Genomic DNA, 24,438 nt, shown 5'->3' on the forward strand with positions numbered 1-24,438 from the left:
AGAATGAAGACAAGAGCATCTCTTTACACTGATAAGACGTAATTTTCAAGTTAAAAATACTTGTATATCCCTATAGTTAGTGCAGCTTGCTTAGCAACATTATTTCCTGAAAATGCACCACCAAAATTTACCATTCCACCAAAATCTGCACTGATTTCAACAATCGATTTAATACCAAACGCAGTATATTCTTGATTATTTACATACAAGGCTGTTCCATAATTACTTAAAGGCAAATCAATATGGCCATCATTGAACGAATTCACAATATCTAAAAAACCGATTAGCCAAATTTTAGTATGAATCTTAGTACCAATTTCTCCACCAATTTTGAAGTTATTGCTATAATCGTTCGTTTTTAAATCAACTCCTGTAAATGCTTGAATATAAAATGAATTGAAGCTTTTTCCGAAATTTAAAGTCGGTGTAAAAGTCCATGAGTCGTAGCCTGTACGAATTCCTGAAGCTGCTTCAAAAGTACTAGTGTTAGCTTCTACATTTAATTGACCAGTTAGCAACCATTTCTTATTGTAAAATTGATGTTTTAATCCCAATGAAATATTCCCAAGCGCAGTTTTTGAATTTTCAGCAATAAAAGTAGTTTCGCCAATAGCATTTCCTGTTTTAATAAGTTTTAAAGGTAAATTCACTAACAATGTTGTTTTAGAAGAAATTCCATATTCGCCATAAAATTGTAGAGTATTATCGGTAATTTCTCGATCTGTTTCGAATTCTGGATTCCCAAAAACATTCGCATAGTTTGGAATTGTACTAAATGATAATTGGGTATAAAATTTTCCTTTTTCTTGTGTCCATGGACTTTGAGCAAATAGAAAACTTGTAGATAAAATGGCAATAATTGTATATATATTTTTCATAATTGATTCGTTTATGACGACTTAGTAGCAACTTTCAACTAAATCTTACATAATCTTTAACAACTCACATATACTAATAATTACCTAAATATGTTATTTTTAGCAGTTATATCATGAAAGCATACGAACACATACAAAAAAAGTTGGGGCAATTTGTTGCCAAATATTATACCAACGAACTAATCAAGGGAGCAATCCTTTTTTTTAGTATTGGACTTTTATATTTCATAATTACACTTTTAGTAGAGCATTTTCTGTGGCTCAATACGGTTGCAAGGACTATTTTATTTTGGATTTTTATTCTGGTAGAACTAACTCTTTTTGCAAAATTTATTGTGTGGCCATTGACCAAATTATTCAAATTGCAAAAGGGAATTAGTTACAAAGAAGCCTCTGCAATTATTGGAAATCACTTTCCTGAAGTGAGCGATAAACTTCTTAATGTACTGCAATTATCTGAAACATCGCATGCATCCGAATTGTTATTAGCTAGTATTGATCAAAAATCAAAAGAATTACAACCAATTCCGTTTCAATTAGCGATTAATTTTAAGAAAAATAGTAAGTATGCTAAATATGCAATATTGCCTTTGGCGATTGTTTTATTTGTATGGATTTCCGGAAATAGTTCCGTATTTAGTGAAAGTTACGAACGTGTAGTTAATTATAAAACGGCCTACGAGCCACCAGCTCCGTTTCAATTTTTAGTAGTTAATGATGAATTACAAGCTATTGAAAATAAAGAATATAAGCTTAACGTTCAAACACTGGGTGATATTATTCCAGAAGAAGTGCAGATTACCCTAGGGGATGAAACTTATTTTCTTCAAAACAAAGGTGTCGGTAACTTTGAATATACCTTTTCTCAGCCAAAAGAATCTATAACATTCACACTATCAGCTAATGAAGTTACCTCTCAACCGTATACATTGAATGTGTTGAAAGTACCAAGTTTGATACATTTTCAAATGAAATTGGATTATCCTGCATATACCAAACGTACAGATGAGGTATTAAAAAGTACTGGAAATGCTACAATTCCAGAAGGAACCAAAGTTATTTGGGAAGCAAAAGCAACGCAAACCAGTAAATTAGAATTAATAGAGCGAGATAGTACGCTTTCTTTCCAAAAAAATGAAGATGATTTTTTACTTGAACGTAAATTATATCAAGATCTTGATTATCAAATTAGTACGAGCAATAGTGAATTAGAGAATTATGAAAATCTTGGATTTAGTATCAATGTTATTCGTGATGAATATCCTAAGTTAGAATTGCAATCAAAGCGAGATACCATTGATCAGCGTACAATGTATTTTTTAGGACAAGTTTCAGATGATTACGGGTTAAAACATTTAAAGTTAGTATATTACAATTCCGAAAATACTAAAGAAGAATACCGAGAAACGATTCCGATTACTTCTTCAAATATTGATGAATTTCAGTACACATTTCCTGGAAGTTTACAATTGGCCAAAGGTGTCAATTATGAATTCTTTTTTGAACTTACAGATAATGATGCGATTCACGGAGGCAAAAAAGTTAAAAGTGAAATATTTAACTACAGAGAATTAACAAATACGGAACTACAAACAGAACAATTAGAACAACAAAGTGAAACTATCAAAGATTTAGATAAATCTTTAGAAAAACTCCAAAAGCAACAAGAAGAACTCAAAAAAATCTCTCAAGAGCAAAAAGAGAAAAGCGAACTCACGTTCAATGATCGTAAAAAACTTGAAAAGTTTTTGCAACGTCAAGAACAAAACGATCAAATGATGGAAAAGTTCTCCAAACAATTGCAACAAAATTTAGAGGAATTTCAAGAAGAAGAAACAAAAGACGATGAAGACAAAGAGTTGTTAAAAGAACGGTTGGAACGCCAGCAAAAAGAATTGGAAAAAAATGAAAAACTGATGGAAGAGTTAAAAAAACTCGCCGAAAAAATCAGTGAAGAAGAATTACAGGAAAAGCTTGAGCAACTTGGAAAACAACAACAAAATAGTAAAAAGAACCTTGAGCAAATTCTAGAGTTAACGAAGCGGTATTATGTAACAAAAAAAGCAGAAAAAATTCAGCGTGAATTAGCAGAGCTTGCTAAAGAGCAAGAAGAGTTGTCCCAAAAAAATGGTGATGAGAACACCAAAGAAAAGCAAGAAGCACTCAACAAAAAATTTGAAGAACTCCAAAAGCAAATGGATGATTTGGATAAAGAAAATAATGAGCTAAAAAAACCATTAGACTTAGAACGAAAAAAAGAAGACGAAGAAGATATCAAACAAGAGCAACAAGGAGCTACAGACGATCTTCAAAAAAGTGAGGAATCTCAAAATCAACCGCAAAAAAGTCAGCAGCAGCAAAGTGCACAGCAAAAGCAAAAAAATGCAGCTAAAAAAATGCAACGAATGAGTAAAAGTATGGCAACTGCTATGCAAATGAGTGGTCAACAAAGCATACAAGAAGATGCGGAAATGTTACGACAAATCTTAGACAATTTAGTGTCTTTCTCATTTGATGAGGAAAGTTTAATGAAAAGTTTGGAAGAAATTGACAACACAAATGCTGGTTACGCAAATAAACTTAAGAGACAGCAAGAATTACGAAACATGTTTGAGCATGTAGACGATAGTTTGTTTGCTTTATCCTTGCGTCAGCCTAAAATTTCAGAAGAGATTAATAAAGAAATAACTGAAATATATTTCAATATTGACAAATCGTTAGAGTTATTGGCTGAAAACAATGTATATCGTGGAGTAGCTGCACAGCAATATGCGTTGACTTCAACCAATAAACTTGCTGATTTTTTAAGTTCTGCTCTAGATAACATGAATCAAAGTATGGGTTCTGGACAAGGACAAGGTTCTTCTGGAGTTGGACAAAGTGGACAAAACCAAGGACAGGGGCAAGGTTTTCAATTGCCGGATATCATTCAATCGCAAGAAGAATTGAATAAGCAAATGCAGAAAGGCATGCAAGAAGGACAGGGTAAAGATGGGAAAGATGGGAAAGAAGGCGGCAAAGAAGAAGGTGAAAAAGGCAAAGGTGGCAAAGAAGGTAAAGATGGAGATAACGGTCAAAATGGCGGCGGCGGTGGAAATGGTGACGAAGACATGTCTGGTAAGTTGTATGATATTTTTAAGCAACAACAAGCTTTGCGAAGTCAATTTGAACAACAGCTTAAAGATAAATTTGATGAAAAATCAATTAGTCCGGAAGCTAAAGAGATTTTAAAACAAATGGAACAAGTAGAAACTGAATTATTAGAACGTGGTTTCAATGATGAAACAATGAAAAAAATGATTGAATTAAAATATCAGTTACAAAAACTTGATAAAGCTGCATTTGAACAAAAAAAAGAAAACAAACGTGAATCTACTACCAATCGCAAAGAATATATAAATTCTTCAAACGAAAAAATGCCTGATATTCGACAGTATTTCAATCAAATTGAAATATTAAACAGACAAGTATTACCTTTGCGGAATAATTACAAAAAGAAAGTACAAGAGTATTTCAAAAAAAGAGATGATTAGTTTTCATTACGAAACCAATTTTGAGCTTCCAAATGAAGAAAAAATTGAAGAGTGGATTCAACGAGTAATTACATCTGAAGGAAAAAAGGAAGGTGATATCAATTATATTTTCTGTGATGATGAATACCTACACAAACTCAACGTTGAATTTTTAAACCACGATACATTAACGGATATTATCAGTTTTGACAACACAGTAGGAAAAGAACTACATGGAGATATATTTATATCTATTGAAAGAGTTGCTGATAATGCTAATGAGTATAATGTATCTTTTGAAGAAGAGTTGCATCGTGTAATGATTCACGGGGTATTACATTACTGTGGTTATAAAGACAAATCAGCATCTGAACAAAAAGTAATGACTGCTAAAGAAGATGAAAAACTAAAAATGTTCCACGTGGAACACTAACTTTCTCTATTAAAAAAATAACAATCGGTAAGACATGTTTACTACGGAATATGATGTAATAGTTGTTGGTGCAGGACACGCAGGTTCTGAAGCTGCCGCTGCCGCTGCCAATATGGGAAGCAAAACATTGCTTGTTACGATGAATTTGCAAAATATAGCACAAATGTCATGTAATCCTGCTATGGGCGGAATCGCAAAAGGACAAATTGTGCGCGAAATTGATGCACTTGGCGGCTATAGTGGAATTGTAACGGACAATTCAGCTATTCAATTTAAAATGTTGAACAAATCTAAAGGACCAGCAATGTGGTCTCCAAGAGCGCAAAGTGATCGAATGCGTTTTGCAGAAGAATGGCGTTTGATGCTAGAACAAACTCAGAACTTAGATTTTTACCAAGAAATGGTAAAAGGACTAATTATTGAAGGAGAAAGAGTTTGTGGAGTAAAAACATCTTTAGGATTGGAAATTCGTTCAAAAACGGTTGTACTAACAAATGGAACTTTCCTAAACGGATTGATACATATTGGTGATAAAAATTTTGGTGGAGGTAGAGCAGGAGAAAAAGCTGCAACAGGTATCACTGAAGATTTGGTTAAACTAGGTTTTGAATCTGGTAGAATGAAAACAGGAACACCTCCTCGTGTAGATGGTAGATCGCTAGATTATTCAAAAATGAGTATCCAACCAGGTGATGAACAACCAGACAAATTCTCATACCTCAAAACCACTAAGCCTTTAAAAGAACAAAGAGCTTGTCATATGACATATACTTCGCCTGAAGTTCACAATTTGTTACGGGAAGGATTTGATAGATCTCCAATGTTTAATGGTAGAATACAATCAATAGGACCAAGATACTGTCCTTCTATAGAAGATAAAATTAATCGTTTTGCTGATAAAGATCGTCATCAATTATTTGTAGAACCTGAAGGATGGAATACGGTTGAGGTATATGTAAATGGATTTTCAACTTCATTGCCAGAAGATGTTCAATTTAAAGCTTTACGTTCGGTAGCTGGTTTTGAAAATGTGAAGTTTTTCAGACCAGGATATGCAATCGAATATGATTACTTTCCACCTACACAACTAAAACATACGCTCGAAACTAAAATTGTAGAAGGTCTATATTTTGCAGGTCAAATTAATGGAACTACAGGATATGAAGAAGCTGCTTCGCAAGGATTAATGGCAGGAATCAATGCAGCTCTTAAAGTACAAGAACGTGAAGAATTTATATTAAAACGAAATGAAGCATACATAGGTGTGTTGATTGATGATTTGATTACTAAAGGAACGGAAGAACCTTATCGTATGTTTACCTCACGTGCAGAATATAGAACATTGTTACGACAAGATAATGCTGATTTTAGATTGACACCTATTGGCTATAAATTAGGACTTGCAAGTGAACAGCGCCTCCGTGCAATGGAAAAAAAGAAAACGGATTCGGATGCTTTTATTCAGTTTTTCAGAGAAACGAGTGTGAAGCCAGAAGAAATCAATCCTATTTTGGAACAGAAAAAATCGGCTAAAGTTAAGCAGCAGGATAAAATGTTCAAAATCTTTGCACGACCAAATATTTCTATGGAGGATATGCGTCATGTGGAATCTGTAGCTAACTATATTGAAGTATACGATTTGGATAAAGAAGTACTTGAGCAAACAGAAATTCAAGTAAAATATGCAGGTTATATTAATAAAGAAAAGAGTAACGCAGATAAATTAAATAATCTTGAACGTGTTAAAATCCCTGTTGATTTTAAATATGATGATTTAACTAATTTGTCTTTAGAAGCACGCCAAAAACTTTCAAAAATACGTCCTGTTAACCTATCACAAGCTTCTCGAATTAGTGGAGTTTCTCCAAGTGATATTAGTGTAATGTTGGTGTATTTAAATCGTTAAAATAAAATGTTCCACGTGGAACATCTGCAAAAATGGAAATTAAAACATTAGAGAAAACGCCAATTGAAGAAATCTTAGACACTTTAAATTTGGCGTTTTCTGATTATTTTGTACCAATCAATTTTACGCTGGATTATGTAAAAGAGCGTTGGACAGCTTCTGGTGTAGATTATAGTTTATCATTTGGTGTATTTGATCAAAATAAATTAGTAGGATTCATTATTCATGCAATCAATAAATATGGTGATGTAAAAGTTGCCTACAATGCTTCAACAGGAATTATCCCTTCGTATCGTCGAAAAGGATTATTGACAGAACTTTATAAAAAAGCGATTGCTGTTTTACGTGAAAAAGGAATTACAAAAAGTACATTGGAATGCATTACTAAAAATGATAGAGCTATTTCGGCGTATGAAAAAGTAGGATTTACAATTAATCGAAAATATCATTTATATAAATTCAATTGGGAAGGAGTACAAATTGTTTCTGAATTCAAAGTGAAAGAATCAGCAACATTTTCTTTTCAAGAGTTTGCGCAATTGCAAAACTATATCCCTTCGATTGAAAACCAAGATCACTGTTTAATACAATACCAAAATAATTTACATTGTGTAACCGTTTATGATAATAAAGAAGCATATGCCTATTTGATCTACCATATACATTCAAAAAGAATTCACAGACTCGGAGTAAAAAATAACAATTGGGAAAAATTTGGAACTTTATTATTTTCTGGCTTACCAAAAGGAAATTATAATATTATTAATATTGATTCGAAAAATGAAAATATTCACCAGTTTTTTAAAAAAATGAATTTTGATAATTATATAGATCAATATGATATGAGTTTTTCATTTTAATGAATAATAACCATAGATTAATTTTTATTGTAATTAAGAGATAAAGAGAAATGTTCCACGTGGAACATTTTTTTAATCATAAAAAAAGAAGTATACACATGAACAATCTAACTATTATAGATCATTCAGTTTCTAAAGAAAAATTTCAATTAGTGTTTGATGACGTTTTAAAAATGTATAAAACGGAACCGCAACCGAGTTTAGAAAAACTAGCTTCTTATTACGAAAGTGAAGATTACATATCCCATACCGATACAAAACGAAACTTATTTGAAAAGGTGTATCATCGTGTTCGATCCTACATGTTATCCAAAAAAGTTCAGTTACTAAAAAAGTATAACAAAACTGATTCTGGTAAACTCCTAGACATTGGTTGTGGAACAGGAGATTTTTTAACTGAAGCCCAAAAAAAAGGTTGGGAAATCTTTGGTGTAGAGCCTGATGAGAACGCTCGTGCAATAGCGAATAAAAAAACTCAAACGGTTATTCAGAATAATGAATGGCTTTCTGAGGTAGCTCCGACTACTTTTGATGTAATCACGATGTGGCACGTACTTGAACATGTACCAAATTTGGAAGAACAAATATCTACTTTAAAAAGATTGCTCAAATCTAACGGAACTCTATTTATTGCTGTGCCAAATTTTAGAAGTTATGATGCAGCTTATTATAAAGAGTATTGGGCTGCATATGATGTGCCTAGACATTTATGGCACTTTTCACAAACTTCCATTGCTAAGCTATTTCATAAAGAAAAGATGAAAGTAGTAAAAATCCTACCAATGAAATTTGATGCTTACTATGTTAGTTTACTTTCTGAAAAACATAAAACAGGCAAAATGAATCCCATCAATGCAATGTATAGAGGATTTATCTCAAATTTTAAAGCGAAGTCAACTTCTGAGTATTCTTCACTCATTTATGTGATTAAAAATGATTAAAAACGCATTTTAAGCCTTTTTAAGCGTATTTTACCTAATGCAACATCAATTTGTATCACAATTATTTTAAAAGAGCTAATAACTATCTTAAAAAAAGACGCTTTTTATAGTTTTTTACAATTACTTGTTTTTTAAGTATAGTTTTTTCTTATAATTTAATTTCAGCTCAAAATCAATTAAAATTGACAATTTGTTATGTAAAGTTTATTTCTATTTTTGCGCCAACGAAAAAGTTGAAGAGAGAAGATGCCGATTCTAAACTTTTCAAAAAAATAGACACTAACAAAAAAAGAATACGAATGAAAAAATTCATCATTTTAGGAATGGTAGCAGTTGCACTATACTCATGTCAGCAACCTGCAAAAATTGGTTTTATTGATAATTCAACATTAATTAATGATTATCAAGAAAAGAAAGATTTAGAAGCTGTTTTTACAACTCGCATTGATGGTTTCAATAAAAGAAAAGATAGCTTGCAAAAAATGTTTAACCTCGAATTAAAGCAAGCACAAGAAAAAGCTCCAAAAGTTTCTGCTAAACAACGAGAAGAATTATCACTGCAAATTCAACAATTAGGGGAACGTTTAGATCAACAAATTAAAATTGAGCAAAACCGTATTTCTGAAGATAGTAGAGCACAAAATGATACGATTGTAAATACAATCAAAAAATTTGTTGAAGAATATGGAAAAAAGAACGGTTATGATTTCATTATCGGAAAAAATGAAATTACTGGAAACTTATACTACGGGAAAGAACAACACGATCTTACCAAAGAAGTTTTGGAAGCGTTGAATAAAGAATATGCTTCTAAAAAGAAGTAATTTCATTACCCACAAAATTTATCCAAAAGACTTTCGAAAGAAGGTCTTTTTTTATTTTAAAACTATGCAAACCTTTGTTTTAAAGACAATCAAATTACACGCTGAAGAAAATTTATTTTCTATTAAAAATCGCTAAAAATAATTAACTACGATACGGCTAAGTTATTTTTCTGTAAAAACTAGACTTTTGAAGTAACTTTTTGTGGTTTCAATCGTTACTTTGCTGAACGATTCAATCAAATATTATAAATCTATGAAAAAAAGTCTTGTTTGTCTTTGTTTGTTTATGACCTCTTTACTATTCGCACAAGAAAAGTATAGTGTCAACGGAACACTAAAAGACAAAAAAAATGGAGAAACACTTTTTGGGGCAACAGTGTATCTCAAAGGAACTACGAATGGAGCTGTAACAAATGAATACGGCTTTTATTCACTAACTGCAGAAAAAGGAACTTATACGCTAGTCATATCTTTCCTTGGTTATGAAACAATAACGCAAGAAATTGTGTTAGATGCAGATCAAACAATCAATTTTGAGATCAACGAAGCTTCTACAACACTAGAAACTGTAGTTCTTGAAGCAGAAGAATCTGAACGACTCAATATCAGAAAACCACAAATGAGTGTTTCCAAACTCAATGCGGCTACAATCAAACAAATGCCAGTTGTATTAGGCGAAGTTGATGTTATCAAATCTATTCAATTACTGCCAGGTGTCACAAGCTCCGGAGAAGGAACTGCTGGGTTTAATGTTCGTGGTGGCGCAGCCGATCAAAATTTAGTATTACTTGATGAGGCTATTATTTATAATACGTCGCACTTTTTCGGTTTTTTCTCTGTATTTAACGCTGATGCAATTAAAGATATCAAGCTTTATAAAGGAGACATTCCAGCAAAATTTGGAGGTCGAATTTCTTCTGTGTTAGATGTACGCCAAAAAGATGGAAACAGCAAAAATTTAGAAATCAATGGTGGCGTAGGGTTAATTTCAAGTCGTTTGGCTGTTGAAGGTCCTATGTTTAACAAAAAAGGATCATTCTTAGTTGCAGGAAGAACATCGTATGCACACCTATTTATGCCAATCATTGATGAGTTAAAAGATGATAAAATTTCTTTTTACGATTTGAATTTAAAAACAAATTATGAGATTGATGAAAATAACCGAATCTATCTTTCAGGTTACTTTGGTCGAGACATTTTTGACATTTCAAAATTTGTAAAAAACAGGTATGGAAACGCGTCTGCAAACTTGCGTTGGAATCATGTCTTTAATGAAAAACTATTTTCAAACTTATCGTTAATCTACAGTAAGTATGACTATAGAATCATTTTAGATTTTATTAAACTAGATTGGATAGCAGACATCAAAAACTTCAATTTAAAATATGATTTAGGATATTATGCAAGCGATAATTTAAAGCTAGATTTTGGAGTAAGTGCCATTACATATGATTTTAACCCTGGAGAAGTAAGACCAACAGACGCAAGTTCGCCTATCAATTATAGAAAACTTGATCAAAAACGAGCTTTAGAAGCAGCAGCATATATCAGTGCAGAACATCAATTAACAGACAAATTAACCGCACAATACGGTTTACGATTAAGTACATTTAGCCGTTTAGGAGGACAAACATTATCTGATTATGCCAACGACTTGCCTGTAGTGTATAATGAAGACATAGGAATTTATGAAGAAGGAGAAGAAATTGGTACTACAGCATACAAAAAAAGCGAAAGTATTAAGACCTTTACCAACGTTGAACCAAGACTTGGATTGTCATATCAATTAAATGACGAATCTTCGGTAAAAGCGAGCTATACACGTTCTGTACAATATGTTCACTTACTTTCCAATACTGTTTCTGTTACACCTGTAGATGTATGGGCTCCAAGTGGCCGTTACATTCAACCACAAAAATCCAATCAATATGCGATTGGATATTATCGAAACTTTAATGATAAAACCTATTCCTTAGAACTCGAAACATATTATAAAAATGTAGATAACAGAATTGATTATATCGATGGCTCTAATTTGATAGGAACTAACAATATAGAAACAGAAATTTTAAATGGAGAAGCCAGAGCGTATGGTTTAGAAGTCTTATTACGAAAAAGTAAAGGTAAATTTCAAGGATGGTTTTCATACACACTATCGAAGTCAGAACAAAGAGCACTTGGAGGAAATGCTGGCGGACCAGGTATTAATAAAGGAAATTGGTATAATACACCTTACGATAGAACACACGATTTTTCAATTACTGGAAGCTATGATTTTAATGAAAAATGGAAGTTTAGTGCCAACTTTGTCTATCAAACGGGACGTCCGGTTACCTATCCAAATGGACAATATGAATATGAAGGACTATCGATAGCTAGTTTTGATCAACGTAATGCCAATCGTTTACCTGCGTATCACAGGCTAGATTTATCAGCAACATTAACACCTAATAAAAACAAAAATAGACGTTGGCAAAGCGAATGGGTATTTGGCTTATACAATGCTTATGCAAGAAGAAATGCAGCTTCAATCTTTTTCTCTCAAGATTTTGACACGGGAGTAAATGAAGCACGTAGACTTTCCATCTTTGGAAGTGTAATTCCATCAATAACGTATAATTTTAAATTTTAAGATCATGATAAAAACCATAAAACTTACTGTTCTTTTCACTGTATTGATTGCTTTTATTTCATGTGATGACAAAATAGATGTGGATGTCCCTGAAGCGGCACCACGTTTAGTAATTGAAGCTTCACTTGATTGGGAAAAAGGAACTTCAGGAAACAATCAAACTATAAAATTAAGCACTTCAACACCTTATTTTGATACAACTTTAAATACAAGCGTTATTGGTGCTTCTGTAAAAGTGACAAACAATAACTCAAATGTAGAATATAATTTTATCGATCAAAATGATGGAAATTATACCATTGATAATTTTGTGCCTGTGATTAATGATTCTTACACGCTAGAAGTTATTTACAATGGAGAAACATATACAGCTACGGAGCGATTAATGTCCGTAGCTCCTATTACAAACGTACAACAATCTCTAGAAGGTGGTTTTGACGATGAAGTATTGGATGTTACTATATTTTTTGATGATCCAGCAGGTGAAGAAAACTTCTATATGTTTCGCATTAAAGAAGAAGGTGATTTATTTGCTGAATTAGAAGCAGAATCAGATGAATTCTCTGATGGAAACACGCAAGAAGAATTTTTTGAAAAAGCGAGAGATAACGATGATGAAACAGAAGAATATAATCCTGGAGATATTGTAAACATAAAACTATATGGAATCTCTGAACGTTACTACAATTATATCACGTTATTAGTAGAACAATATGACACTGGAGGAGATCCATTTTCAGCAATACCAGCAGAAATTAAGGGAAACTGTATCAATGTAACCAACGAAGCTAATTATGCTTTTGGATACTTCAGAGTAACTGAATTTAACCAGGTAACATACACTTTTCAATAAAATCTAAAAAAAGCGTTCAATAAAAAACCTCTGAGTAAATACGTTCAGAGGTTTTCTTTTTTGAAATGCTAATAGTTGTAAAAATTAGCCGAAAAATTCTTCTAAAAATAGTGCAGGATTGCCAGCTGATACTACTGTTAAATTCTGCCTTGAAATCAATGTTCCTTTCTCTGTTTTTCCAGTAATAATGATGTTTTTCAATCCAGCAAAAAAACGACTTGTACGATCGCCGCTATCAACTTCAACACCCATTAAATGCGGAGTTCCTATACGAGTTCCAATAATATATCCTTTTCCATTCTGAATCAAAACCTCTTGTCCAATAGCTGGAGGTTCAAATAAATGACTCACAGTAATGTCATACAGTGGAGCAAGTCTGATATATTCAGAAGCATCCACTACAGCAGGAGCTGCTGGAGTATATTCTGGATTATCATTGGCATCAAATAAGCTAATAGTTCTGCCAAATTTAGGGCTAGAGGAGTTGTCTAAACAAAACATCCATGGCGTTGTAAATTTTTTACCATCTTCAGTTTCTCCAACTGCATAATATTTGGAATGTACATTTAATGGATTCACTCGTTTTCCATCATCATTAAGATCTAAATTATAAAATACATTAGTAGTTAAAGTTCCTACAGCGTAGGTTCCTGAAGCTCCTTCGATTACTATTTCTTCGATTGGCTCAGTAGGGTCAAAATAAGCATAAATGCTTACATTCTTTACAGGTACGGGTATTGCTTGCATGGTTTTGGTTGGTTTAAATTAATTCCTACTCTATTAGAGGTTTTTCGGATCACACCTTTATGGGTTAGTCATCAATAAGGAAAGTAGCTACTTACATTTAAAAATGTTTTTTCTTATGATATTACAAATGTCACATTAGCTTAGAAAATATAGAAGCGTAGAAATACTTGATTATAAAAAGGGTTAATTTGCCTAACTATGTAATAATCAATAAAAAGGGAAGTATTAAAAAAAGAGTTCCTAAAGATTAAGAAAAATCAAAAACAAAAAAATTTGAAAAAAAATGAGGTTAAAAAAAAGGCATAAAAAAACCCCGGTAATATTTAGAAATTACCGAGGGAAGAAAAACTAGTAAATAGGTTTTGAGATGTATTTTCTTTTTCCCGAATTCTATAAATTGGCTATCGAGATAGCACTATTTCTTTTAAAGCAATTTTTTCCCATCCTATTTTTATTTTTTAGTCAAAAAAAGGGCAACAAAGACTTTTAGCCTCGATTTCAATAGCTTTGCTGCCACTTATTTTCAACTAATAAAAAACCGACTTAATTGAATGTAATCTTTATATGAACGTGTTTTGAAATGTTAAATTTCTGAGCGATTATTAGTATTTCTCGCCGTATTTTGATGATAAAACAGGTAACTTGTAAAATACCCTACCAATTATTTAAAAAAAAATTAAAAATAAATTTACGTAGCTTTGAGAATCCTAAAAAAGAATTGACTATTCATGATTTCCAAAGAAAAATCGGTTTGTGAATCAGAAAACTATGAACGTATTTTTAATACGCATGCAGAAACTCTCCGTAATTTTATATATTACAAATGCGGAAGTGAACAGCAAGCGGAAGATATTGTGCAGGATGCTTTTATAAAGCTTTGGAAAAATTGTGCTAGTATTATATATGATAAAGCAAAGTCCTATTTGTTTACTGTAGCTAATAATATGTTCTTAAATGAGGTAGCTCATGAAAAAGTAAAACTTAAATACAAACAACAAATTGCTCCCAAAATCACCAATGAAACTCCAGAGTTTATTTTAAGACAAAAAGAGTTTCAAGAAAAGTTACAAAAAACCATAGCCAAGTTGCCCGATGGACAAAGAGAAGTGTTTTTGTTGAATCGTATTGATAAAAAAACGTATGCTGAAATAGCCGAAATAATCGGATTATCTGTTAAAGCAGTAGAAAAACGAATGCATAAAGCTTTAATAACACTTAGAAAAGAAATAGGAAATATTTAAAAAAAAGTAGGGTATTTTACTTAAAAACTGTTTAATAACCGAATCAATAGAAAATGATGGAAGAAAAATATGATGATACATTTTTAGCAAGGTGGCTTGCTAATGAACTCACAGAAGCCGAAAAAACACGGTTTGAAGCTTCTGCTGAATATCAAGACTATGTACAAATCATAGAAAATGCCGATTTGCTTCAACCACCTTCATTCTACAAAGAAGAGGTGTTTCAATCTATTCAAAAAAAGCAACAAAAACGAGTATCAAAAACTAGAAAACTTTCTACAACTGTTTGGTATGCTGCTGCTGCAGTGGTTGTCTTTTTTATCGGATTTTCATATTTGTATTTTACTGCTGAAACCACAATTAAAACTGGTTACGGAAATCAACAAATAGTTACACTACCTGATGGTTCGGAAGCCATTCTAAACGCAAAATCTTCTGTAGTTTATAATGAGGATTCATGGGAAAATGAACGAAAAATTTATTTGGAAGGTGAAGCTTATTTTAAAGTAAAAAAGGGCGAAAAATTTACTGTAATTACCAATTCTGGTAGTGTAGAAGTACTTGGAACAGAATTCAATGTGTTTGCAACAGATGCTATTTTTGAAGTAAAATGTCATGAAGGAAAAGTAAAAGTTACATCCAAAGATCATGTTTCTACTATTTTGACTCAAGGAAATGCATTTACTTTTATTAATGGAGAAACTCATACATGGACCTTCAATATCAAAGATTCTACTTGGAGAGATGGAGAAAGTAATTTTAAAGAAATCCCTTTGTATAGTGTAATAACTTCATTACAAAATCAATACGAAATACGCTTCATAACAGATAATATTGATACTACTCAGCGTTTTACAGGGAGCTTCTCACATAAAAATTTAAAACTTGCTTTACGAACAGTCTTTGTTCCTATGGAAATTTCATATACTTTTAAGGACGAAAAAGTAATTGTCCTTAAAAAAGCGAAATAAATCACCTTTTCAAATGGAAAAGGAAAGGTTCGCTTATATTGAATTTGACCGTTTACGTATATGAGAAGTGCTATAAGTGTTGTTTTACTATTCATCACGCATGCATTGTTATCCCAAAACAATGTAACACTCTCGTTTGAAAATAAGCCACTTCAAGAAGTACTTACAACAATTGAAAAAGCGTATGATGTTAAATTTTCATACAAAGCATCATTAGCTGAGAACAAATTTATTACTCTTTCTCTCGAAAATCCCCCCTTAAATACAGTCTTTCAACGATTGCAAGATCAAGTACCTATTGTATTTGAAAAAGTAAATGATCGCTACTATATCATTCGAAATCAACAACAAGAAGGAAAAATAAGGATTTGTGCAGTATTACGAGACAAACAAAGCCAATTACCAATAGAAGAAGCATCGGCTGTTAACATATCGCAATACAAGGGAACAGTGACCAATGTAAATGGTCAGTTCGAATTATTTTTGGCTTTCCCTACGGATACTATTGAAATACGATATTTAGGATACAAAACTAAACGGCTTTTGGCTCAACAACTAGCCCATAAACCTTGCGAAATCATTTTACTTGAAGCAGATCAATATGATTTAGGAACCGTTCTCATAAGCAATTATCTTACAACAGGAATTGATAAAAAAACAGACGGAGCTTTATCTATTTCACCTTCAGAGCTAGGAATATTACCTGGACTTACAGAGCCAGATGTATTACAAAGTATTCAATTGTTGCCAGGCATTCAAAGCCCAAACGAAACAGCTTCAGGATTATTTATAAGAGGAGGAACACCTGATCAAAACTTAATTTTGTGGGATGGAATCAAAATGTATCATTCTGGACATTTTTTTGGACTAATTTCAGCTTTCAACCCTTATGTTATTGAAGAAGTTTCAGTATATAAAAGTGGAACAGAAACACGTTATGGAGACCGCATTTCGGGTGTAATTGACATTCAAACAGACACCAAAGTCCCAGAAAAATTAGCAGGAGGTTTTGGGTTTAATATGACACATGCAGATGCGTATTTAAAAATGCCAATTGCTAAAAATTTTGGTATTAGTGTGTCTGCAAGACGTGCTTTTACAGATGCTATAGAAACTTTTACCTACAACAACTTCTCAAAACGTGTTTTTCAAAACACCAAAATCACCAAAAGTACTGAGGTTGTAGACAATGTTTTTTCTGAAACAGAAAACAAATTCTATTTCACAGACTATACCATCAAGTTAATGGGGAAATTGTCAGACAAGGATGAAATTATGCTAAGTACTCTACGAACTAAAAACGAACTTGATTTCATGTCTGAAATTCCTTTATTTGAAGAAAATTCTCGTGATCGATTGGATATTCGTAACAACGGATTTAGCGGTTTTTGGAAGCGACAGTGGAACCCTAATTTCACACACACATTAGATGCCTATTATTCACGATTTGATTTTGATTACCTAGGAACTTACAGAGGTGATATTGTAGAAGTTACAGAACAAAATCAAAAAAGAAACAAAATAAAAGACATTGGGTTTACCTACAATACAGATTGGGAAATTGATGAAAAAAGGCGTTTGCAATCAGGTTATCAATTTTCGTCAAATGATGTATCTTTTGGTTTTTTTGGTTTTAGAGGCACAGAAGAAGGTGTTAGAACATATGAAGCTTCTGAAGAAAGTATCAACAATTCGCACGCATTATATTCTACGTATAGGTATAACAATCAAAAAGAATTAATTGTAAATGCAGGAATACGAGTTAATTATTTTAGCACAATCAAAAAAATATTATTTGAGCCACGTTTGTATGTAGAAAAAAAGTTAAATGAACAGTTTAGTATTAACTTTTCGGGAGAACTTAAACATCAAGCAGTGAGTCAAATTTTAGAATTTAATACTGCAAACTTTGGACTTGAAAATCAAGTATGGGCTATAGCAAATGGAGATGAATTTCCTGTACTAAAAAGTAGACAAATATCTTCGGGTGTTGTTTTTAATAAAAAAGGGTGGCGGGTTAACCTAGATGCTTATTACAAGAATATCACAGGATTGACCTCTTTCAATAGGAGTTTTGGTAATACGAGTGTATTGGAAACTTTTTCTGAAGGAAATAGTAAAATATATGGGATAGATGTTCTGGTTGAAAAGAAAATTAAGAATTATAAAACATGGTTAGGATACTCGTATACAGATAATAAATTTGAGTTTTCTATTATCAATAACGGATTAACATTTCCTGGTAACTACGATATTCGTCATTATTTGCGTTGGGCACATTCTTACACTATTAAAAATTTTGAATTTTCTTTAGGTTGGAATTATCGAACAGGAACGCCTTACACGCCAGTTACTTCAGAAACACAGGCAAATGGTGATTTGTTTATTTTTATAGGAGAGACTAATAGCACACGAATTTCTGATTACCATCGCTTGGATTTTTCAGGAACATATACGTTCAATTTTGATAAAAAGAACAACTGGAAAGGAAAAATAGGTTTTTCTTTATTGAATATTTATGATCGACAAAATTTACTTGAACGTTATTACGAAATTAGACCATTCTTAAACCAAGACAATAACATACAGTTCCGTTTGGAAACAGTTGATAAACTCTCTCTTGGTATTACACCCAATCTAGTATTTAGAGTAGATTTTTAATATCAGTAGAATAAAAATAAGCGAGTATCAACTCGCTTATTTTATATAGAAAATTATGCAATTGTACATTGACATGAATATTCATTGTTGTTTGTTACACATGCACAGGTATGATTTAATTCTTCTGATTGACAGTACGGTGATTTGGTAACTTGCGTTGGATGGTTTGTACAAATAAATCGAAGGGTGGTAATGGAATCATCAACACTAGTTTTTCCACCAGATAAATTAGAAACAGAAGCTTTTTTAAGGTCTAATTTCTTCAAATTCTGTTTTTTCATAAATGCTAAATTTTAATTATTTAAGTTATCTAGTAAATGTCGTGAAAAGAATACGTATAATTAAAAACTAACACTTACAATTCATAAAAGTGAAGCACATGTTTTTCTTTTGAAATACAGGTGTTAACTTAAATCTTTTCTATGTAATAAGCGTGTCAATTTAATTGATAAATCTGTTAAAATAATCTTTGCATTTCCATTACGCTCTATATGATAAATAGCATCTTGTAATTCATCAGATATATCCAAAATATTATTTCCGTGTACAAAAGGCGCAAATTTCTCTAAAAAGAAATCTTTGGTATGCGATTCGAAAAACACCAAATCAGTAGCAGTATAATTTTGTAACAATGCCTGTCTAAAAAGATCCAAACAAAAGCTCAAAAACTTTTTCTGAGTTTCTCGTCCGGTCTTAGCAACTTCTTCACTCCAGGCAATTAAATCGCGAATAGCAGTTTTATTTCCTTTGGCTTTAAAAGCAGAACGAACCCAAGCTACAAACCAAGTCTCAAACATCAAATCTTCTGAATCTTGATAAACAAGATCTACCGCTTTATTGTAATTTCCATTGGCTTGATGTGCAATTTTAGTAGCTTCGGCTTCAGGAATAGCAAGCTTCTTCATTAATGCTTCTTTAATTGCTTGTTCGCCTAAAGGTGGAAAATGTAAAATTTGACAACGAGATAAAATTGTATTGATGATTTGTTCTTCATCTTCTGCAATTAAAATAAACAAGGTTTTGTTTGGTGGCTCTTCAATAAGTTTCAACAACTTATTTGCAGCAGCAGTATTCATGCGTTCAGCCATCCAAATAATCATAACTTTATAACCACCTTCATACGATTTAAGAGAAAGTGATTTCACAATATCTAAAGCTTCATCTACACCAATTTGTCCTTGTTTATTATCAACTCCAAGCATTTTATACCAATCAAATAAATTGCCGTAGGGTTGTTCGTGTATAAACTGACGCCACTCTTCTAAAAAATGTTTTGATACAGGGTGACTTTTCACTTTGGAAGTTCCTGCAACAGGAAATGCAAAGTGTAAATCAGGATGTGAAAGATTTTTAAACTTTAGGTTGCAGGCTTCATTGCCTCCAGTATTCTTTCCATCCACATTTTTACACAATACATATTGCGCATAGGCAATTGCCATAGGAAGAGTTCCACAACCTTCAGGGCCTACAAAAAGCTGTGCATGTGGAATACGCCCATTATCAGCACTTAACGTGAGATGTTTTTTAATATGTGTAAGTCCTAAAATATCTTGGAAAAGCATACCGCAAATATAGTTGTAAGCATCGAATAATTGATAAAAATTGAAACGAACCTTATTTTTGCAGAAAAGATAACCTAAAAACAGATAAAAAATTATTTGCTAGGCGATTTCTATACTACTAAAACGTTTGCATAAAAAAAACTTCAAAAAAGGTTCTTTCAAAAATAGAAAAGAACTTATATTGCTAACAAATTCAATACTTTTAAACAACACGTAACTTAAAAAATAAAATCAGTGAAAACGCTAAACGACTTCAACTTCAAAGGAAAAAAAGCACTTATTCGAGTAGATTTTAACGTGCCACTCAATAACGAATTTGTAGTGACAGATGAAACGCGCATTCGTGCAGCAAAACCTACCATTATCAAAGTTTTAGAAGATGGAGGAAGCTGTGTTTTAATGTCGCATTTGGGGCGACCAAAAGGAGCACAAGAAGAATACTCCTTAAAGCATATTGTAAGTACGGTTTCTCAAATTATAGGCGTTGAGGTTAAATTTGTAGAGAACTGTGTAGGAGAAGCAGCTGAAAAAGCAGTAGCACAATTAGAAGATGGAGAGGTTTTATTACTCGAAAACTTACGTTTTCATGATGAAGAAACCGCAGGCGATACTCATTTTGCCGCTCAACTGGCTAAGTTAGGAGACATTTATGTGAATGATGCGTTTGGTACAGCACACAGAGCTCACGCTTCTACGGCTATAATTGCTGAAAACTTTCCTGATAACAAATGTTTTGGATTGTTATTAGCAACCGAAATTGAAAGTATCAATAAAGTAATGGACACAGGAGAATCTCCTGTTACAGCGATTCTTGGAGGAGCAAAAGTATCTTCCAAAATTACCATAATTGATAATATTTTAGATAAAATAGATCACCTAATTATTGGAGGAGGAATGACGTTTACCTTCATCAAAGCGCAAGGAGGAAATATTGGAAACTCACTTGTTGAGGATGATAAATTAGACTTAGCAAGAGAAATCATGGAACAGGCAAAAGCCAAAAATGTAATCATTCATTTGCCAGTAGATGCGGTAGTAGCAGATGCTTTTGAAAATCAGGCAAACACACAAGTTGTTGAAGTCGCTCAAATTCCAGATGGATGGATGGGACTAGATGTAGGACCTAAAACACAAGAAAAATTTGCAGAAGTTATAGGGCTTTCTAAAACGATATTATGGAATGGACCACTAGGTGTTTTTGAAATGCCAAACTTTGCAAAAGGAACAATTGCTTTAGGCGATGCTATTGCAGAAGCAACAAAGCAAGGTGCTTTTTCTTTAGTAGGTGGCGGCGATTCTGTAGCAGCAGTAAAACAATTTGGTTTTGAAGACAAAGTAAGCTATGTGAGTACAGGTGGCGGCGCAATGTTAGAAAGCTTAGAAGGAAAAACATTGCCAGGTATTGCTGCAATTTTAGCTTAATCGAAAGTATAAAAACATACACTATACAAAGTCTAATTCTAGTAATTAGACTTTTTTTATGAATTTCAAATTTCAAATTTCGAATAAAAAACACGAATTTAGCAGCAATTGCGTTACAATTAATAGAAACACATGTTAACGATTTAAATGATACTTGATAAATGAAATATTTCTTAAGCATATCACTTCTATGTTTTTCCCTTGCAGCGAATGCTCAAAAAAGCGATAAAAAACAGACCTCTACTACGCCTTCTTTCAAAATTGTAAAAGACACAATCATCCTTGATGGAAAAAAAACAGTGATGATTGATACCATTTTTTTTGACAAGAAAAACGAAATTAAACGTACCACTGAAGACATTCTTCCAGAATTAGACAGTGTCGAAACTACTTTTGCTAGTAGAAAAACGCTTAATAAGGTCAACGAAAACTACCAGCTGCTAGACCATGAAATGGCTGCCAAAATTGATAGCCTTTGGTTACAAGAATTAGGAGGAGCAGAATTATTTGATACCATTCATAATGAAATCACAGAACTCAATTATGACCCTATTGTTTTCCAAGAACTACCAACAGATACGCTCAAAGCTCGTCTAGAACGATTGAATGCAAAAACACCTTTCAACATAGAATATAATCCTGCGTTGGAAAGTGTTATTCGTAGATTTTTAAAAAGGCGAAAAAAGTCGATGGAACGACTCATGAAAATGAGTCAATACTACTTTCCAATGTTTGAACAAGAGCTTGACAAACATGACATTCCTTTGGAAGTAAAATATTTAGCGATAGTAGAATCTGCGTTAAACCCAAGAGCACGTTCTCGTGTTGGAGCTACAGGATTATGGCAGTTTATGTATCAAACTGGAAAGCAATACGACCTCAATGTAAATTCGTATGTAGATGACCGAAGTGATCCAGTAAAATCAACAGAAGCTGCATGTAAATATTTAGCTAGTTTATACAAAATATTTGGCGATTGGGATTTGGCGTTAGCTGCCTATAATTCAGGACCAGGAAACGTTTCAAAAGCAATTCGACGTTCAGGAGGTTACGTAAATTATTGGAATATTCGTCCTAATTTGCCAAGAGAAACAGCAGGATATTTGCCAGCTTTCTTAGCGACTATGTATATTTTTGAATATGCAGATGAACACGGTTTTCAGGTAGATAAAATAGAAGTTCCGCACTTTGCGACAGATACTATTCACGTAAAACAATTACTAACTTTTGATCAAATCTCGGAAGTGTTAAATGTCAAAGTAGAGGATTTACAGTTTTTCAATCCTTCCTACAAGCTTGATATTATTCCGCATATCAAAGGAAAATCATATACCTTACGCCTGCCTGTTCAGGATATTGGTAAATTTGTTAATAATGAGCAAGCCATTTATAATTTAGCAAAGGAAGAACTTGCGAAACGAGAAAAACCGTTGCCACAGCTTTTTGAAATGGATAAGCGTACGCGTTATCGTGTTAAAAAAGGAGATTATTTAGGTAAAATAGCTCGACGATTTGGTGTTCGTGTAAGTGATTTAAAGCGTTGGAATGGATTGCGTTCAAACCGTTTACGCATTGGACAAAGACTTACCGTATATCCTAGAAAACCTGGTTTTGCAACTCAAAAACCTTCTCAAAAGGAAAAAAATAACAACAATGTAAAAACGTATATTGTCAAGTCTGGAGACTCTTTATGGAGCATTGCACAAAAATTTCCAGGAGTTTCTGTAAGTAATATTAAAAAATGGAATGATATTAGCGGTACTAAACTTAAACCCGGAATGAAACTTCAAGTTTCAAAGAAATAGAACATCATTAAAACACATTGGACGTGAAAAAACTATACGCATTAATACTCCTTGTTTTTGTATTATTTTCAGCTTGTGACGACAAGGAAAATGGAAAAGAAGAAAAATATTTACCCTTATCTTCAGGAACTGTAAACATGATTGCTGTTGTAATTGATCAAGATTTATGGCAAGGAAAAGTCGGAGACTCGATTCGAAATATATATGGCGCTCCAACGGATGGTTTACCAATGGAAGAACCTCTTTTTTCACTTAAGCAAATTAATCCTGAAGTATTCAAAGATCCATTAACAGAGTTTAGAAGTATTATGTTTGTAAAAAAAACAGCTTCAAAACGATATGAAATTGATACAGATAAGTTTGCAAAACCGCAAAAAATCATTTCTATCGGAGGATCAGAAGAAGAAATTATATCAACACTTTCGGAAAAAGCTCAGGAAACCATTCATATTTTCAAGAATAACGAATTAATTTCCAAACAACAATTTATTAGAGGCTCATTGAGCAAAGACCAAACCTTAGAAGAAACATTCGGAATTAGCCTAGATATTCCTTCTGTATACAAAATGGTAAAAAAAGAAGACAATTTTGTTTGGTATGAGCGTAAAGTGGCTAATGGAACTATGAATATTATAGCATATACAATGCCTTTAGGAAGTATTCCAAAAAATGACACAACGATTGATGCAATCATTAAGATGCGCGATTCTATCGGAAAAGCGTATGTTCCAGGGAAAGACCCTAAAACCATGTACATGATTACTGAAAAAGCGTATGCTCCATATTTATACAATACTACAATTAACAACAAACCAGCCTTTGAGACCAAAGGAATGTGGGAAGTGTATAACTTTCAAATGGCAGGTCCATTTATCAACTATGCGGTAGAAGACTCAGAAAACAATCGCCTCATGGTTATAGAAGGATTTACATTTGCTCCTTCAGAAAATAAGCGTGATTTTATGTTCGAAATTGAAGCTATTCTCAAAACGCTCAAAATCAATAAATAATCCTAACACACAATATATGAAAGCGCATAAGTTGACGACTTATGTGCTTTTTTTGTTTTCACTTCCGTGAGAATACACTCGAGTACATTCAAAATTGCTACAATCTTAGTGTCTTTCAAGTAGTATACTAGCATTTTGTTTGTACCAATCAAGCATTGTACAGGTAAAATACAATAGAAA

18 protein-coding genes are annotated in these 24,438 nt (G+C 32.7%); 14 read left to right on the forward strand and 4 right to left on the reverse strand.

Annotated features, from left to right (window positions below):
- Positions 1-50 precede the first annotated feature (50 nt).
- Positions 51-878, reverse strand: coding sequence for a hypothetical protein (locus AA088_RS02995; protein ID WP_046743458.1), 828 nt, complete (start codon positions 876-878; stop codon positions 51-53).
- A gap of 113 nt (positions 879-991) precedes the next feature.
- Here AA088_RS02995 and AA088_RS03000 point away from each other — a divergent pair, with 113 nt between their 5' ends.
- From AA088_RS03000 to AA088_RS03035, 8 genes are all read left to right on the forward strand, one after another.
- Positions 992-4,411, forward strand: a complete 3,420-nt coding sequence (locus tag AA088_RS03000) for a DUF4175 family protein (RefSeq protein WP_046743459.1) — start codon at positions 992-994, stop codon at positions 4,409-4,411.
- Positions 4,404-4,823, forward strand: a complete 420-nt coding sequence (gene ybeY / locus AA088_RS03005; protein WP_046743460.1) for an rRNA maturation RNase YbeY — start codon at positions 4,404-4,406, stop codon at positions 4,821-4,823. The genes AA088_RS03000 and ybeY overlap by 8 nt, the downstream gene beginning before the upstream one ends.
- A 34-nt stretch (positions 4,824-4,857) precedes the next feature.
- The gene (mnmG, locus tag AA088_RS03010) at positions 4,858-6,729 is read left to right on the forward strand and encodes a tRNA uridine-5-carboxymethylaminomethyl(34) synthesis enzyme MnmG (protein ID WP_046743461.1); all 1,872 of its coding nucleotides are present in this window, start codon (positions 4,858-4,860) and stop codon (positions 6,727-6,729) included.
- A gap of 32 nt (positions 6,730-6,761) precedes the next feature.
- Positions 6,762-7,589, forward strand: a complete 828-nt coding sequence (locus tag AA088_RS17525; protein ID WP_052752762.1) for a GNAT family N-acetyltransferase — start codon at positions 6,762-6,764, stop codon at positions 7,587-7,589.
- Positions 7,590-7,687: 98 nt separating this feature from the next.
- The gene (locus AA088_RS03020; RefSeq protein ID WP_046743462.1) at positions 7,688-8,530 is read left to right on the forward strand and encodes a class I SAM-dependent methyltransferase; all 843 of its coding nucleotides are present in this window, start codon (positions 7,688-7,690) and stop codon (positions 8,528-8,530) included.
- Between the two features lie 299 nt (positions 8,531-8,829).
- Positions 8,830-9,354: an OmpH family outer membrane protein gene (locus tag AA088_RS03025; RefSeq protein ID WP_046743537.1), complete on the forward strand. Its 525-nt coding sequence runs from the start codon at positions 8,830-8,832 to the stop codon at positions 9,352-9,354.
- Positions 9,355-9,607: 253 nt separating this feature from the next.
- A complete protein-coding gene (locus AA088_RS03030; RefSeq protein ID WP_046743463.1) occupies positions 9,608-11,986 on the forward strand; it encodes a TonB-dependent receptor in 2,379 nt (792 codons plus the stop codon).
- A 4-nt stretch (positions 11,987-11,990) separates the two neighbouring features.
- Positions 11,991-12,839 (forward strand): DUF4249 domain-containing protein, encoded by an 849-nt coding sequence (locus AA088_RS03035; RefSeq protein WP_046743464.1) that lies wholly within the window; start codon positions 11,991-11,993, stop codon positions 12,837-12,839.
- 84 nt (positions 12,840-12,923) lie between these two features.
- Here AA088_RS03035 and AA088_RS03040 read toward each other — a convergent pair whose 3' ends face one another.
- Positions 12,924-13,586 (reverse strand): hypothetical protein, encoded by a 663-nt coding sequence (locus tag AA088_RS03040; protein WP_046743465.1) that lies wholly within the window; start codon positions 13,584-13,586, stop codon positions 12,924-12,926.
- 728 nt (positions 13,587-14,314) lie between these two features.
- On the opposite strand from AA088_RS03040, the gene AA088_RS03045 reads away from it, so the two are divergent.
- From AA088_RS03045 to AA088_RS03055, 3 genes are read left to right on the forward strand one after another with little or no spacing between them, the layout of a single operon-like run.
- A complete protein-coding gene (locus tag AA088_RS03045) occupies positions 14,315-14,827 on the forward strand; it encodes an RNA polymerase sigma factor (RefSeq protein ID WP_046743466.1) in 513 nt (170 codons plus the stop codon).
- Between the two features lie 53 nt (positions 14,828-14,880).
- On the forward strand, positions 14,881-15,798 hold the full coding sequence (locus AA088_RS03050) for a FecR family protein (RefSeq protein ID WP_052752763.1): 918 nt from the start codon (positions 14,881-14,883) through the stop codon (positions 15,796-15,798).
- 60 nt (positions 15,799-15,858) lie between these two features.
- A complete protein-coding gene (locus AA088_RS03055; RefSeq protein WP_046743467.1) occupies positions 15,859-18,459 on the forward strand; it encodes a TonB-dependent receptor plug domain-containing protein in 2,601 nt (866 codons plus the stop codon).
- Between the two features lie 53 nt (positions 18,460-18,512).
- Here AA088_RS03055 and AA088_RS03060 read toward each other — a convergent pair whose 3' ends face one another.
- Both AA088_RS03060 and AA088_RS03065 read right to left on the reverse strand, forming a co-directional pair.
- Entirely contained in the window at positions 18,513-18,740 is a 228-nt protein-coding gene (locus AA088_RS03060; RefSeq protein WP_046743468.1) for a hypothetical protein, read from the reverse strand.
- 123 nt (positions 18,741-18,863) lie between these two features.
- Positions 18,864-20,021 (reverse strand): DNA polymerase III subunit, encoded by a 1,158-nt coding sequence (locus tag AA088_RS03065; RefSeq protein ID WP_046743469.1) that lies wholly within the window; start codon positions 20,019-20,021, stop codon positions 18,864-18,866.
- A 234-nt stretch (positions 20,022-20,255) separates the two neighbouring features.
- On the opposite strand from AA088_RS03065, the gene AA088_RS03070 reads away from it, so the two are divergent.
- From AA088_RS03070 to AA088_RS03080, 3 genes are all read left to right on the forward strand, one after another.
- Positions 20,256-21,443, forward strand: a complete 1,188-nt coding sequence (locus tag AA088_RS03070; RefSeq protein WP_046743470.1) for a phosphoglycerate kinase — start codon at positions 20,256-20,258, stop codon at positions 21,441-21,443.
- A gap of 161 nt (positions 21,444-21,604) precedes the next feature.
- Positions 21,605-23,248, forward strand: coding sequence for a LysM peptidoglycan-binding domain-containing protein (locus AA088_RS03075; RefSeq protein WP_046743471.1), 1,644 nt, complete (start codon positions 21,605-21,607; stop codon positions 23,246-23,248).
- A gap of 23 nt (positions 23,249-23,271) precedes the next feature.
- Positions 23,272-24,258, forward strand: coding sequence for a DUF4837 family protein (locus tag AA088_RS03080; protein WP_046743539.1), 987 nt, complete (start codon positions 23,272-23,274; stop codon positions 24,256-24,258).
- Positions 24,259-24,438: the final 180 nt, after the last annotated feature.

It is taken from the genome of Kordia zhangzhouensis (assembly GCF_001005305.1).
GTDB lineage: Bacteria > Bacteroidota > Bacteroidia > Flavobacteriales > Flavobacteriaceae > Kordia > Kordia zhangzhouensis.

What these genes read in the sequence shown, in the direction of transcription:
- AA088_RS02995 (WP_046743458.1), bottom strand. Translation starts at nt 878, where the DNA reads ATGAAAAATATATATACAATTATTGCCATTTTATCTACAAGTTTTCTA.
- AA088_RS03000 (WP_046743459.1), top strand. Translation starts at nt 992, where the DNA reads ATGAAAGCATACGAACACATACAAAAAAAGTTGGGGCAATTTGTTGCC.
- ybeY (WP_046743460.1), top strand. Translation starts at nt 4,404, where the DNA reads ATGATTAGTTTTCATTACGAAACCAATTTTGAGCTTCCAAATGAAGAA.
- mnmG (WP_046743461.1), top strand. Translation starts at nt 4,858, where the DNA reads ATGTTTACTACGGAATATGATGTAATAGTTGTTGGTGCAGGACACGCA.
- AA088_RS17525 (WP_052752762.1), top strand. Translation starts at nt 6,762, where the DNA reads ATGGAAATTAAAACATTAGAGAAAACGCCAATTGAAGAAATCTTAGAC.
- AA088_RS03020 (WP_046743462.1), top strand. Translation starts at nt 7,688, where the DNA reads ATGAACAATCTAACTATTATAGATCATTCAGTTTCTAAAGAAAAATTT.
- AA088_RS03025 (WP_046743537.1), top strand. Translation starts at nt 8,830, where the DNA reads ATGAAAAAATTCATCATTTTAGGAATGGTAGCAGTTGCACTATACTCA.
- AA088_RS03030 (WP_046743463.1), top strand. Translation starts at nt 9,608, where the DNA reads ATGAAAAAAAGTCTTGTTTGTCTTTGTTTGTTTATGACCTCTTTACTA.
- AA088_RS03035 (WP_046743464.1), top strand. Translation starts at nt 11,991, where the DNA reads ATGATAAAAACCATAAAACTTACTGTTCTTTTCACTGTATTGATTGCT.
- AA088_RS03040 (WP_046743465.1), bottom strand. Translation starts at nt 13,586, where the DNA reads ATGCAAGCAATACCCGTACCTGTAAAGAATGTAAGCATTTATGCTTAT.
- AA088_RS03045 (WP_046743466.1), top strand. Translation starts at nt 14,315, where the DNA reads ATGATTTCCAAAGAAAAATCGGTTTGTGAATCAGAAAACTATGAACGT.
- AA088_RS03050 (WP_052752763.1), top strand. Translation starts at nt 14,881, where the DNA reads ATGATGGAAGAAAAATATGATGATACATTTTTAGCAAGGTGGCTTGCT.
- AA088_RS03055 (WP_046743467.1), top strand. Translation starts at nt 15,859, where the DNA reads ATGAGAAGTGCTATAAGTGTTGTTTTACTATTCATCACGCATGCATTG.
- AA088_RS03060 (WP_046743468.1), bottom strand. Translation starts at nt 18,740, where the DNA reads ATGAAAAAACAGAATTTGAAGAAATTAGACCTTAAAAAAGCTTCTGTT.
- AA088_RS03065 (WP_046743469.1), bottom strand. Translation starts at nt 20,021, where the DNA reads ATGCTTTTCCAAGATATTTTAGGACTTACACATATTAAAAAACATCTC.
- AA088_RS03075 (WP_046743471.1), top strand. Translation starts at nt 21,605, where the DNA reads ATGAAATATTTCTTAAGCATATCACTTCTATGTTTTTCCCTTGCAGCG.